The sequence below is a fragment of the Metabacillus herbersteinensis genome, assembly GCF_042433335.1.
GTDB lineage: Bacteria > Bacillota > Bacilli > Bacillales > Bacillaceae > Metabacillus > Metabacillus herbersteinensis.
The window spans coordinates 118881-133394 of record NZ_JBHLVO010000009.1 but is presented as its reverse complement, the minus strand read 5'-3'; the positions used below and the strand labels follow the sequence as shown (position 1 = coordinate 133394).

Here is a 14514-nt window from a genome sequence, read left to right as displayed (position 1 = left end):
AATTTGCTTGATTTTATAAGGGGGAGGAAAGTGGAGAATGAAAAAGGGGTTAATGAAGTCAGTCATTTATTCAACAGCATTGGCATTATCTTTATCTACTTTTGGAGTAGGAGCTACAGCGAAAACGAAGGCACCTGAAAAAATTGAGCTTGCGAAGGTGTACGGAGATGTCAACATTTCGTCTAACAAAAAAACAACGGTCATCGTGGAGCTTAAAGAAGCATCTGTAGCAGAAGCTAACAAAAAGGGCAAAAAACAAACAAAAGCTAACCTTAAAAAGGTCCGCGACAATGTAAAGGCAAAAACAAAACAAAAAATCAAATCAGCCGAAGTAAATCGTGAATATGATCATGTATTCTCTGGATTCTCTGTCGAATTACCAGGTAGCGAAGTACCAAAACTCTTATCTCTACCAGAAGTAAAAGCAGTTTATCCAAATGTTGAGTACAAAGTATCTTTAGATAAAGCAAGTCCACTACTTGAAAAAGACCTGTATAGCCCAGAAATGTTCGCAAGTGCTCCATTCATCGGTGCGAACAAAGCATGGGAAACTGGCTACACTGGTAAAGGCGTACGCGTAGCAGTAATTGATACAGGTGTTGATTACACTCACCCAGACTTACGACATGCGTTTGGAGCATACAAAGGTTGGGATTTTGTAGACGATGACAATGATCCACAGGAAACGCCAAAAGGTGATCCACGTGGTGAAGAAACAGCTCATGGAACACACGTATCTGGAACAGTTGCAGCAAATGGATTGATTAAAGGCGTAGCACCTAATGCGAAACTATTAGGCTACCGTGTTCTTGGACCTGGTGGTTCTGGTACAACGGATGACGTAATTGCTGGTATTGAGCGTGCAGTTGAAGACGGCGCACGTATTATGAACCTATCACTAGGAAACTCTTTAAACGCTCCTGATTATGCAACAAGTCTTGCATTAGACTGGGCAATGGAAGAAGGAGTTGTGGCCGTTACGTCTAACGGAAACAGCGGACCGAAAAATTGGACAGTTGGATCACCAGGAACTTCTAGAGAAGCAATCTCAGTTGGTGCCTCACAGCTTCCATACAATGTGTACAGTGCAGAATTAGCTGGATACTCTTCTGCAAAAGTCATGGGCTTCCCAAGTGATGAAGAATTACTTGCTTTAAGTGGAAAAGAAGTAGAATTAGTGCCGGTAGGATTAGGTCAACCTGCTGATTTTGAAGGAAAAGATTTAACAGGTAAAGTTGCGCTAATCAGTCGTGGAGTGATTCCATTTGTTGACAAAGCAACAGCTGCGAAAGCTGCAGGGGCAATTGGAGCGGTTATCTACAATAACGTTGCAGGCGAAATACCACAAGTACCTGGTATGGCTGTACCAACTGTTATGTTAACAAAAACAGATGGAGATGCACTTCTCGCAAAAGTCCAATCTGGTCAAAATAAAGTAACATTGAACTTTGCATTTGTAAAAGAAGTAGGAGAAACAATCGCTGACTTCTCATCACGTGGACCAGTTCTAGACACATGGATGATTAAACCAGACGTTTCTGCACCGGGAGTGAACATTACAAGTACGGTTCCGACCCACAATCCAGCAGATCCACACGGATATGCTTCATATCAAGGAACAAGTATGGCATCACCACATGTTGCCGGTTCAGCAGCATTATTATTACAAGCTCACCCAACATGGGGAGTAGACGATATTAAAGCAGCACTAATGAACACAGCAGATGATGTATTTGACGCTAACGGCAACCTATACCCACACAACACACAAGGTGCAGGAAGCATCCGTGTCGTTGACGCATTAAATGCTAAAACACTAGTAACACCAGGTAGCCACTCTTTTGGAGTATTCTCAAAAGAAAAAGGCAAGCAACAAGAAAGTCAATTCTTCACAATCAAAAACACAGCAAAAAAAGCAAAAAACTACAGCTTCGAAGTGAATTTCAAAGGAAATCCTGAAGGAATTGACGTAAAAGCAAGTAATAATCTTCTTGTTCAAGCTGGAAAGTCTAAGGATATCAACTACCGAGTAACAGTGGACGCTTCAAAATTACAAGCAGGCTATTTTGAAGGAACAATCACTGTTAAATCGGGTAAAGAAAAAATTGAAATTCCAACCATTCTTTTCGTAAAAGAACCAGACTACCCACGTGTGACAATTTTCGAACCAACAGCACTAGGAAACAACGAATTTGATCTTTCTGTCTACCTACCAGGTGGTGCAGACGAGCTAATATTCTGGGTGTACGGAGCAACTGGAACGAACGGTGATGAACTAGGAAACTACATTGGTGACGCAGCATCTTATAAATTTGCTGGCAAAGGCCTCCAATCCTACACATGGGACGGAAAAGTCGACGGTAACGATCTAGCACCCGGCCAATACCATGTCTTCGCCTATGCAATAAAAGGCGCTAAAGAAGACTACGTATACGGTGGGAAAATTACAATTGAATAGATAAGTATAGTAGCTTGATCCTTTAATGGAATAATTGGTCATAATACAGCTAAAAAACTTGATGAAGCTAAACCTACCAACACAAATACCTATCCGGGTACTCTCTATAAACTGAAAAAACCCTATATGCAAGGCGAGCAAATTAGAAAAATACAAAAGGTTGTAGGTGTCACACCAGATGGTATTTATGGTCCTAAAACTGAAAAGGCAGTAAGGTCCTTCCAACAAAAGAATGGAGTAACAACTGATGGAATTGTTGGTCCAAAAACATGGGCTATTCTTTTCTAGGTAGTAAATAACTATGTAATCTAGTGCCTGTTCCTCGCCTCTTTAAAGCGGCAGAGGACAGGCGCTTTTTAATTAAATGAGTAAAAAGCCCCTTGTTTAAATCCCTGCCCACTAATAAATTCCCTGTTATAGAAAAAACTAGAAAACACTCTTACAAAGTTTGTTATTTTGCTATAAAATGAAGGAATAGATCGAATTGTGCGAAATCAGGAGGAAAAGAAATGCAACAGGTGAAATTGCTCCAAGGATTATTTCAACCCGCATCCTATTACGATAAACAACTACAAACGGAAAAATCCCCAGCCTTTCTCTGGAAACTGCTAGCTATCATAGGTGTAAGCACCCTTCTCTCCGTGATTGCATCCTACCTCGGACTTGGAACAGAAGAAATCATGAAAAGCATGGACAAGGTTCCACCTAACAAATTAGAAGCAGCAAAGCTTTACTATGGGATTGGCAGCACCCTCTCAGGACTACTTTTCCCACTATTCATGATGCTTTTTTTCGCAACCTTTTTCTGGCTCTGTACGAATGAAGAAAGCTTTAAGGGTCTGTTCACTCTACAATTTTATCCAATTACAATCCTAGTAATCGAAAAACTTTTCAACCTCCCATTCTATTATTTTACTGGAGCAAAAATTGAACTCTCACCCTTTGCTTTTGGTCCAATTGCTCAGCAACTAACTGACAACAGTTTTCTAATACTGCTCCTCAGCCATGTGTCTATCTTTCTAATTTGGGCAGCTACTCTTCAAGTAATCGCCTTAAAAAAAGCAACAACAACAAGATCCAACGCATTCCTAATCACAGTAGTCATCGTGGTCCACATACTTTACATATTTATCGCAACAGGTGCAACGATTTTAATCCGAGAAATCGGCATCGTTCTGTAAAGGAGGAAAACTAGCTATGAAAAAATTCCTACTAATCGTCGCAACAACAATCGTCCTAGCCCTTTTTCTCACAAATGTATCGCTCCTATTTACGAGCGATAAAATTGTCCGATCAAAAGCAATCAATGAGTATGAAACTGCAAAACAAGATGACCTACGAAAAACACTCGAAACAGCAGGTGTGGTCAAGCCAACTGAACAATATACAATTCGATATAAATCGGACCTTGGAGACATCGCCACTCTGCATGTTGTGGAAGGGGATACAGTGGAGGAAGGCACACCACTTCTAGATTACAACACTGAATCTCTTGATGGAAAAATTGAACAGTTAGAAGGCCGGAGTGAAAGGCTAACAGACGAAATTATGACCCTGGAATCAGAAATAGCATCACTTCAATCAGAGCTTGACAGCTATACAGAGTCATCGGATTTTCAATCAGAGCTCGACACCTACACAGTGTCAACGGATCTAGAAGAAGATGAAGATTCTAACAATAATGAAGACATCCTAAACATCACCCAACAATTAAACAAAGAAAACCAAATACAACAATTGCAACAAAAAATCGAAGACATCAACCAAGAGATCGAACAAGCCTACACAGAAAAAGGAATCTACACGATCACAAGCAAAATGAGCGGGAAAATCATAAAAGTAAACCCTTACGCAGAAAACGACAACGAAGCCATCATCACAATCCAATCAGATCAACCCTACCTAATTGAGGGGGAAATCTCAGAAAAAGACACAACCAAAATACTAGAAGGCCAAAAAGCACTCATTACAGCCTCGGTTGTACCAGATCAAACCCTAGAGGGAACAGTGGACAAGCTAACGATGATCCCACTGACAACACCTTCTATAGAAGAAAAAACATTCTACCCATACACAATTCAACTAACAAAACCTGCCGAAAACTGGCGCCACGGCTATCATGTTAACGTACAAGTCGTTCTAGAGGAAAAGGAACAAGCCATCATCATACCTGAAAGCTCCCTCCAAAAAGAAGGAGAAAATCACTATGTTTATGTAATTAATAACGGACAGATTCTAAAAACAAAGGTCGAGCTAGGCCTCAAGGTCAACACCAAGCAAGAAGTCATAAAGGGTCTTGAAAAAGGCGAGCGACTCGTCATCGAGCCTTCGGAGATAATGCAAGACAAAATGAACCTTTACACGACGCTAAAACATAACCAAATTAGTAAAAAGGCGATGAAAGACTTTTCCGCAGAAGAAATTGCCAGGCTTGTGTTGAGTGGGGTAGTTGAAAAATAGGAGCCTGGGTCTGACACCGATGCACCCTCAGTACAGAAAACGGGTGCCTGGCACCTACAAAGCGCCATCCAAATCTATCTGTCACCAATCCAAAGTGGTGCCAGGCACCCAAAACCCCAGCCGGAGTGTGTTTTTAGACAGCACTTACAAATTGTGTCGTTAAAATTAGATTGCTACAGGAAAGTTTTTCTAATAAAATGGGAGTAGTTCAAAAGTCGCGCGAGGTGAGTGTAATGTTCTGTTCTAAGTGTGGTGTTGAAAAATCCCAAAAATCAAAATTTTGTTCAAACTGTGGAAAGTTGGACAAAAAGAAATCTAGAAAACTATTCATTCTATTACTATTTGTAATGATCGTATGTATATCTGTGTTTATCGTCCTAGGTTTTCAATTGAAACATATTATTCCAGAAAAAAATCTAGCCAGTTCTGAAGTTGAAAAAGTTGAAAAAGTTGAAAAAGAGGTAATTCAACAAACAAAGGTAGAGGACCCTAAACAAATTATTGTCGAAAAAGTGATTGAAAAGGAACCAGCGCTAGATGCTACAAAAATTATTAATGATTCTCAATCAAAAGTGTATACAATTTTAACCGAAACTAGCCAGGGTTCAGGCTTCTTAATCAATCATAATGGAGATATTTTAACAAATGCGCACGTTGTAGAAGGTAGTTTAAACGTTTCGGTAAAGAATAAAGAAGGCCAAGAATATTCAGGTGAAATTATTGGTTACAGCAATACGATTGATGTCGCGGTTATTAGAGTCCCTGGACTTGCAAACTTAGATCCTCTTCAATTAGAAAGTCAGACACCAGCGAAGATTGGGGAAGAAGTCATAGCACTTGGGACACCACAAGGCTACGAAAATACAGCAACCTTAGGAAACATTAGTGGAGTTAACCGAACCTTTACTATCGAACCATTTACATATGAAGGAGTCTATCAAACCTCTGCACCAATCGCACCAGGTAGCAGTGGTGGACCACTCTTAGAGAAAAAAACAGGGAAAGTAATTGCAATTAACTCAGCCCGGGATGAAAGAGAAATGAACATCGGATTTAGCATACCATTGTATTCAATTTTTGAAACTGTAACGGTATGGGTAAACAATCCAATGAGTGAAGACGAGATCATTGCCTACTTCTATGACGAAGCGGGTGACTACTATTATCAAGACTATTATAGCGAATACGGCTACTTTGATAGTGGTGAATACAGTGAAGATTATTCATCGTATTATGTCATTCCAGATGATGATAGCGCGTACGAAAGTTATGAATATGAAGAGCAATATGAAGAAGAGTACGAATACGAAGAACAATATGAAGAAGAATATGAGTACGAAGAGCAGTACGAGGAAGAATATCAGGAAGAGAATTATAGCGAAGAGCAGGAACAAGAAGATCCAACTAGTGAAGAGTCTTTTGAAGTGGATGATGCACAAGAAGTTACAGAAGATGTGATTCTCTCAGAAGACGATGCATCAAATCCAACAGAAGGCACTACTAATGAAGAAATCATAATAGAAGATGGTTCATTAGATTCAGAAGAATCTAGCTCTCCTTAAGTTTAACAAAAAACCTTGAAGTCCACTGCGCTTCAAGGTTTTACTAATTCTATCAAAGTGAGTCTACTCCGACATAATTCGAATCAAATCATACTGATAAAAGCGACGGTTCCTTTGGCGGTCGTCTCCGATAATTAGTAATCAACTATAAATATGGTGTGATTCGAATAATCATTTTTTGTTTGATATAATATTAAGAAATTATTAAAAAGAAAGAAGAAGCTACTACATAAAAAAGCAAAAGAAAAATAGGTGTGAATTATATGGCAATTAAAACGTTGTTTATTGCTCCCTATCCAGCTATGACTCATTTAATTGAAGAATGCAGGTTAGAGGAGCATGAGTTAGAGATAGATATTAAAGTTGGTAACCTACAAGACGCAATTCCCTTAGCAAAGAGCGGTGAGATTCAAGGGTATGATGCAATTATTAGCCGGGGAGGGACGGCTAAACATATCGAAGCAGAGGTAGGTATTCCTGTCATTGATGTCCATGTTTCGGGATACGATATGCTTAGAGTGTTAACGTTAGCCAATGATTTTCCTGGGAAAAAGGCAATTGTTGGTTTTTCTAATATAACGCTCGGAGCTAAGTCGATAACCAACTTATTGGATATAGAAGTTGAAGTGTATACAGTAGAAAAAGCCGAAGAAGTAGATTCTCTCGTGAAACAACTTAAACTAGAAGAGTATGAGTTGATCATGGGTGATGTGGTTACAATAGATGCCGCCACGAAACACAATCTTGAGAGCATCCTCATTCAATCTGGGCGGGAAGCAATATTTGAAGCATTTCAAAAGGTAAAGTCAGTTCATCGTTTACATAAAAAGAAACTGTGGGAAGTTACATTTTTGAATGCGCTCTTAGAAGATTTAGCTTCAGATTTTATCGTTTTTAACGATGAAGGTGAGGTCATGTATAAGAATTGGAAGACGTTCGACTCCTGTCCAATTTCTATAGACCAACTTAAAGCGACAATTCAATTAGGTCAACTAGCTCTAGAAGTAACGGTCTTAGTAGATGCTAGGCAGAGAAAGGTAAAACAGAGTGTAGTAGAAAAAATAATTGATAATAAAACTTACTACTTAATTCATTATTCTGTGCTTGGAGATGGAATTCAACAACAAGAACTCCAGGTCGAATCAATTGCGCAGCTACCAATGCTAATTATGCAAAGCGAGACAATGTCTAAATGTGTAACCTCAATTGAAAATCGGATAAAATGCAATTTGTGGACTCTATTAGGTGAAGAGGGCACAGGAAAAAAGATCATTGCAAATTATATTCATTATAAAAAGCACCAAGGTAACGGTCTCTTTGCTAGTGTAACAGCAAAAAGTGCCCTGAAAATGATAGATACAATCGATCCTGATATTCGAACTATTTATTTAAATGAACTGGAAAGATTATCACAGGAAGAAAAAATACAGCTCAAGTCTTTGATAATCGAGTGGATAAAAGAAAAAGTAAACATAATTATCGCTATACGACAAGAGGATACGTCTTTCCAATCGATTATCTTTCACGATGAAAATGTACGAGTGTCAATTCCTGCATTGCGAGAACGACTAGAGGACATTAAACCCTTAACAACGTACTTTATCGCTTCCTTTCACGGTGAATTAGGTACATCAGCTATTAAAATTAAGGACAATGCAATGAAATTATTGGAGCAGCATTCTTGGCCTGGGAATGTTGCTGAATTAAAGACTCTGCTTAAAGATGCTGTGCTTGAGGAAAAAGAATATGTGATTGGCAAAGAATTAATTTCGGGGCTTCTTGGAGAAAAGCAAAAGGAAACATCTAGTCATACGGGTGAGTTTCTTAACGGCACATTGGATGAAATAGAAAAGCGGATAATCGATGCAATCATGCTAGAAGAAAATGATAATCAAACAAGAGTAGCGGAAAGGTTAGGGATTAACCGTTCAACGTTATGGCGTAAGCTGAAACAATAGTTTCGGCTTTTTTGTCGTTGCAGGAAATTATAAAATTCTGATCTTTCGTTAGCGTTTTTGTTCTGGAATGTTTAAATTTGCAACAATTTTATATTTTTGTGTTGTATATTACAATGAAAGCATTTACAATAACACTTGTAAGCGATTACCCAGAAAAAATAAGTGTTTAATATTGAAACAATACAAAAGGAGTGTAATAATTATGAAGATAAAAGCAACGTTAGATCGAATTCCTGGAGGTATGATGGTTGTTCCGTTGTTAATTGCAGCGGTACTTAATACATTTGCTCCTGATTTACTTCGAATTGGAAATTTTACTGAAGCACTATTTGTAAATGGTTCAAGTACATTAATTGCTTTATTCCTGCTATGTACTGGCGCACAAATTAACGTAAGGTCTTTCGGTGTTTCAGTTGGTAAAGGTGCGACTCTTTTAGCGACGAAATGGGCAGTCGGTGCAATTTTCGGATTAGTTGCCTATATGTTCGCAGGTGACAACGGCTTATGGTTTGGGTTAGCGCCAATCGCAATTATTGCTGCAATGACGAATAGTAACGGTGGCTTGTTCGTTGCACTTGTCGGTCAGTACGGAAGCAAGGAAGACCGTGCAGCCTATTCACTATTAGCATTAAATGATGGACCTTTTCTAACGATGGTTGCATTATCCGTTTTTGGGGCAATGGGCTTTGTTGATGGGATGTTCTCATTCGTATCATTCATTTCCGTTTTGCTTCCAATCTTAGTTGGGATGGTATTAGGTAACTTAGATGAAGAAATGCGTGACTTTTTTGATAAAGGAAGCTCAATGTTGATTCCATTTTTCGCATTTGCACTTGGGATGGGAATTGATTTTAGAGCCATTGTTGAAGGTGGATTATCAGGAATTATTTTAGGTATTTTAACGGTTTTTGTAACTGGTTCAGCTGGTTATTTCGTATTTAAAGCATTGAAATGGAATCCGATCGTTGGTGCTGCTGAAGGTTCAACTGCTGGAAATGCAGTAGCAACTCCTGCTGCGATTGCGGCTGCAAATGTCTCGTTTGCTGCATTTACAGACATTGCAACCGTACAAGTAGCTGCTTCTACAGTGACAACAGCCATTTTACTTCCCTTATATGTAGGGTTTTTAGTGAAAAGGTTAGAGAAAAAGGGATATACATTCGATCAAGGAAATATGACGAAAGTAGACGTCTAAAGGTGTGATAATGGTGACAAACAGAATTGGAATTATAGCAGATGATTTAACTGGAGCAAACGACTCGGGCGTTCAGTTAGCGAAAAAAGGATTATCATCTACAGTCGTACTCGATTATCGAAAAAGTGATATTCACTCAAATTCAGATGTGTTAATTGTTGATACGAATAGCCGCGCGATAGGGGAATATCAAGCATATGAAGCAACTATCCAAGCGGCCTCACTTCTACTTCAAAAGGGGTATCAACATCTATATAAAAAGGTAGATTCCACGTTAAGAGGAAATATAGCAGTAGAACTAGCAGCAGTTGAATCTGTATATCAGCCGGAAGTAATTGTGATTGCACCAGGATTTCCTAAGTTAAATCGTCAAACGATTCAAGGACATCATTATGTAAATGGTACACTCATTACAGGGACAGAATTTGCGAAAGATCCTAAAACACCGGTAAAGGAAAGTTTTATTCCAACACTACTTCAAGGCGATAGTTATAGAAAAATAGCTCTTGTCGACTCTGCATTATTGAAGCAGCCGACAGTAAAGGTTACTGAATCTATTCATATATCCATTCAAGAAGGTCATACTTGGTTTGTATGTGACAGTGAGACAGAGGTAGATTTGAAAAAAATTGCTGAAGTATTTACTGGACTGAATAAAAGAGTTATTTGGGCTGGTTCGGCTGGATTAATTGAATATTTACCAGAAGCTTTGCGGTTAACTTGTTCAGTAGGGAAAGAGCAAGAATCGCTGTTAAGTGAAAAAACGTTAACTGTTTCAGGTAGTTTGTCCGAGGTTACAAAACAACAGTTACTCAAAGTGGAAGGGCTATCAGAATCCTTTTTTATTGAAGTAGATCCAATTGAGTTAGTAAACCAAACTTTTGATGTGAAACATTATAGTAAAAAAATAAGAGAACAGCTTGATAAAAATCATTTCGTCCTATATGTAGATGGATCTAAGCACAATCGTCTTGCCGCCAAAAAGGCAGGAGAAGACATTGGCTTAACTCTTACAGAAGTGAGTGAGTTGATTTCTAAGGGATTGGGGTTAATTTCCAAAGAGTTGTTATCTACCTTTGCTGACATCAATGGATTGGTTCTAACAGGTGGGGATACAGCAAAAGCAGTTTGTTCTGAGCTTGAAATTACCGAAATGGACCTCTATTCAGAGGTAGAGCCAGGACTTCCATTCGGGAAGCTTCGTAGTGAGGAAAAAAGCTATTGGGCTGTTACAAAGGCTGGCGGATTTGGAAATGAGCGGTCGTTGGTAAAGGCGTTAACATTTATGACGAGCAAGAGGAAGGTGGAACAAATATGAATCAAATGAAACCGGTAATTGGAATTACAATGGGTGACGCTGCAGGAGTTGGGCCGGAAATTATTTTAAAAAGCCTTGAAAAAGAGGAAATGTATGAAATCAGCAACCCATTTGTTATAGGAGATAGCAAGATTCTTGAGCGTGCAAAAAGCTTTATTAACAGCGATTTAGTGATTGAATCTGTACCTGCAGATGCACTGGCTGAGCTTTCTTATCGGTTTGGAACAGTGTATTGCTTGGACCTAGATCTGCTACCTGCTGATTTACCAATTGGAGAAGTATCTTCACAAGCTGGACATGCAGCATTTGAATACTTGGCAACAGCGATTCAATTAGCAAAAGAAAACAAAATTGATGCCATCTGTACAGCTCCATTAAATAAGGAAGCCTTACACAAAGGTGGACATAAATACCCAGGTCACACTGAAATCCTTGCTGATCTAACAGGAACAGAAGACTTCTCCATGATGTTATCTGCTCCTAATTTAAAAGTGATACATGTCACAACACATGTAGGGATAATTGATGCAGTAAAATTGATTAACCCAGAGCGTGTTTATCATGTCATTAAACTAGCTCATGATACGTTACAAAAATCAGGTATTGAATCTCCGAAGATTGCTGTTTGTGGAATTAACCCACATGCAGGAGAAAATGGCTTGTTTGGATATGGAGAAGAAGAGGAAAAGGTCATTCCAGGTGTTGAGAAAGCGCATGGAGAAGGTATCAATGTCGTCGGCCCACTGCCAGCAGATACCTTATTCTTCCGAACCGTTCGTGGCGATTTTGATATTGTCGTAGCAATGTATCATGATCAAGGGCATGGTCCTGTTAAAGTTCTAGGATTAGACGCAGGAGTCAACATTACAGTCGGCCTACCAATTATCCGCACAAGTGTCGATCACGGAACTGCCTTCGATATCGCAGGAAAAGGCATTGCTGATGAAAAGAGTTTAATGGAAGCGATGCGTCAAGCGGTGGAGTTGGCACCGAAGAAGAGTTTATAAAAGGATGGAAGCCCCCTCGTGAAAATGAGGGGGTTTTCAATTTATGGTTGTGATAGGTGGATATACATTGTCACTATGTTACATCAAAACAAAAGGATGTACATAGCCTATCCACCTCACTAAAGGAGATGGTGTATTAAAAACTAACTTTTAGAAAGTTGTTTTCGTCAGCTGTTAATATATACTTTGGGATCCTGTCCACATCTGAAACTTGAAAAGAAAGACCGAATCTGTATGATAGATTTGAAAGCGCTTTAAAATTTTCTTCAATAGCCCTTGCAAAGTAATCGATACTTATTTTATACTAGTTTATGAAAACGATTTACATTAAGGGGGTTTATTTGATGAATAGTTTCTTTGAAAAAGCACAACAATTTGGGAAGTCTTTTATGCTGCCGATTGCTGTTCTTCCGGCTGCAGGGCTCTTACTGGGGATAGGGGGAGCGCTATCAAATCCGAACACGATCAAAGCATATCCATTTTTAGATGTGACTTGGTTGCAATCAATTCTTACGATTATGTCGAGTGCAGGGAGTGTTGTATTTGCTAATCTCGCATTATTGTTTGCTGTCGGGCTTGCTGTTGGTTTAGCAAAGAACGATAAAGGGACAGCAGGATTAGCAAGTGTACTTGCTTTTCTTGTTATGAATGCAACGATCAATGCAATGCTAACGATTACAGGGAGATTGAATCTAGAAAATCCAGCTGCAGTTGGTCAAGGAACAGTTCTAGGTATTCTTTCTCTGGAAACAGGCGTTTTTGGTGGAGTTGTCGCTGGTATACTAGCTTCATGGTTACACAATCGATACAATAAAACAGAGCTACCACAGTTCCTCGGATTTTTTAGTGGATCACGTTTTGTTCCAATAATTTCTTCGTTTGCTGCTATTTTTTTAGGAGTGCTTATGTTCCTCGTTTGGCCGTTTATCCAAAGTGGAATCTTCCAATTGGGAGGCCTTGTCGAAGCTACAGGTTATGTTGGGACATTGATTTATGGATTTGTTCTTCGGATGCTTGGACCTTTCGGGCTTCACCATATTTTTTACATGCCCTTTTGGACAACAAGCTTAGGTGGATCACTCGTTATCAACGATCAGCTTGTTGAAGGGACGCAGCGTATTTTCTTTGCACAGCTTGGTGACCCTAGTGTTCAGCAATTCTACATTGGTACGTCACGATTTATGTCAGGTCGTTTTATTACAATGATGTTTGGCTTAATCGGTGCAGCCTATGCGATTTATCGTACTGCAAAACCAGAAAATAAAAAGAAAGTTCTTGGATTAATGGGCTCAGCTGCATTGACGTCCTTTCTGACAGGAATTACTGAGCCTCTTGAGTTCGCTTTCTTGTTCATTGCACCACTTTTGTATGTTCTACATGCTTTCTTTGACGGTTTAGCATTTATGATGGCGCATATGTTACAAATCACGATTGGGCAAACATTCTCAGGTGGTTTTATTGACTTTATTCTTTTTGGAATTCTACAAGGAAATGATAAGACGAACTGGATGCTCGTTCCGTTAGTCGGAATACCGTGGTTTTTCCTTTATTATTTTTCCTTTACCTTTTTTATTAAAAAGTTCAACTTGAAAACACCTGGTCGCGAAGAAAATAATGAAATTACCACAATCACAAACAAAAGCGAACGTGCAGGAATGATAATTGAAGGACTAGGCGGTAAAGATAATTTAGAAAATGTTGATTGCTGTGCGACCAGGTTGAGGGTAACAGTAAAAAACGTCGAGCTTCTCAATGAAGAAGTCTTAAAACAAACAGGTTCTAAAGGAATTGTGAAAAAAGGGAAGGGTGTACAAGTTATATACGGTCCTCATGTCACAATTATTAAAAATGAAATTGAAGAAATTGTAGGTGAATTAAATGCTGATTGAGATAAAGAAAGGGCTAATCGTATCATGTCAAGCTCTTGATAATGAGCCGTTACATGGCTCAAAGATTATGGCGAAAATGGCACTTGCTGCAAAACAAGGTGGTGCTTCAGGCATTCGCGCTAATTCAAAGGAAGATATTATAGCAATTAAAAAGGAAGTTGAGTTACCGGTAGTTGGAATCGTTAAGCGTAATTATGAGGATAGTGAAGTGTTTATTACAGCAACAAAAAAAGAGATAAACGAACTTATTGAAAGTGGCTGTGAAATGATTGCTCTTGATGCAACATTACGAACAAGACCGAATGGAGAACAACTTGAAGAAGTGATTGCCTATGCAAAAGAACTGAAACCTAGCATACAACTGATGGCAGACATTTCCTCTGTTGAAGATGCCATTCATGTAGAAAGTCTTCCATTTGATTGTGTTTCAACAACTCTTTACGGATACACAAACGAAACTAATGGGTGTAAACTATATGAAGATGATTTCAAATTTTTAAAACAAGTTGTTGAAAAGGTTTCTTTGCCAGTTGTGGCAGAAGGAAATGTGTTAACGCCAGAAATGGCTAAGCGCGTGCTTGATTTAGGAGCGCATGCCGTTGTAGTAGGTGGCGCCATTACGCGTCCTCAACAAATAACAACTCGTTTTATTGAGGGAATCAACTAG

Annotated in this window: 11 protein-coding genes; all 11 read left to right on the top strand. The window is 39.0% G+C overall.

All coding sequences use genetic code 11. The features are described from left to right. Nucleotides 1–37: 37 nt before the first annotated feature. Nucleotides 38–2458 (top strand): S8 family serine peptidase, encoded by a 2421-nt coding sequence (locus ACFFIX_RS12855; RefSeq protein ID WP_378934505.1) that lies wholly within the window; start codon nt 38–40, stop codon nt 2456–2458. 126 nt (nt 2459–2584) lie between these two features. Next, nucleotides 2585–2746 carry a peptidoglycan-binding domain-containing protein gene (locus tag ACFFIX_RS12850; RefSeq protein ID WP_378934503.1) on the top strand — a complete coding sequence of 54 codons (162 nt, stop codon included), beginning with the start codon at nt 2585–2587 and terminating at the stop codon, nt 2744–2746. 221 nt (nt 2747–2967) lie between these two features. Beyond that, nucleotides 2968–3639, top strand: coding sequence for a YIP1 family protein (locus ACFFIX_RS12845; RefSeq protein ID WP_378934501.1), 672 nt, complete (start codon nt 2968–2970; stop codon nt 3637–3639). A gap of 16 nt (nt 3640–3655) precedes the next feature. Then, a complete protein-coding gene (locus tag ACFFIX_RS12840; protein WP_378934499.1) occupies nt 3656–4918 on the top strand; it encodes an efflux RND transporter periplasmic adaptor subunit in 1263 nt (420 codons plus the stop codon). A gap of 347 nt (nt 4919–5265) precedes the next feature. Further along, a complete protein-coding gene (locus tag ACFFIX_RS12835; protein ID WP_378934497.1) occupies nt 5266–6480 on the top strand; it encodes a S1C family serine protease in 1215 nt (404 codons plus the stop codon). A 263-nt stretch (nt 6481–6743) separates the two neighbouring features. Beyond that, entirely contained in the window at nt 6744–8438 is a 1695-nt protein-coding gene (locus ACFFIX_RS12830; RefSeq protein WP_378934495.1) for a PrpR N-terminal domain-containing protein, read from the top strand. Between the two features lie 202 nt (nt 8439–8640). Beyond that, nucleotides 8641–9633 (top strand): 2-keto-3-deoxygluconate permease, encoded by a 993-nt coding sequence (locus ACFFIX_RS12825; protein WP_378934493.1) that lies wholly within the window; start codon nt 8641–8643, stop codon nt 9631–9633. 10 nt (nt 9634–9643) lie between these two features. After that, nucleotides 9644–10951, top strand: a complete 1308-nt coding sequence (locus tag ACFFIX_RS12820) for a four-carbon acid sugar kinase family protein (RefSeq protein ID WP_378934491.1) — start codon at nt 9644–9646, stop codon at nt 10949–10951. After that, nucleotides 10948–11958, top strand: a complete 1011-nt coding sequence (pdxA, locus tag ACFFIX_RS12815; RefSeq protein ID WP_378934489.1) for a 4-hydroxythreonine-4-phosphate dehydrogenase PdxA — start codon at nt 10948–10950, stop codon at nt 11956–11958. Before ACFFIX_RS12820 ends, pdxA begins: the two co-directional genes overlap by 4 nt. A 344-nt stretch (nt 11959–12302) precedes the next feature. Further along, nucleotides 12303–13847 carry a PTS transporter subunit EIIC gene (locus tag ACFFIX_RS12810; protein WP_378934487.1) on the top strand — a complete coding sequence of 515 codons (1545 nt, stop codon included), beginning with the start codon at nt 12303–12305 and terminating at the stop codon, nt 13845–13847. Beyond that, nucleotides 13837–14514, top strand: coding sequence for an N-acetylmannosamine-6-phosphate 2-epimerase (locus ACFFIX_RS12805; protein ID WP_378934485.1), 678 nt, complete (start codon nt 13837–13839; stop codon nt 14512–14514). The genes ACFFIX_RS12810 and ACFFIX_RS12805 overlap by 11 nt, the downstream gene beginning before the upstream one ends.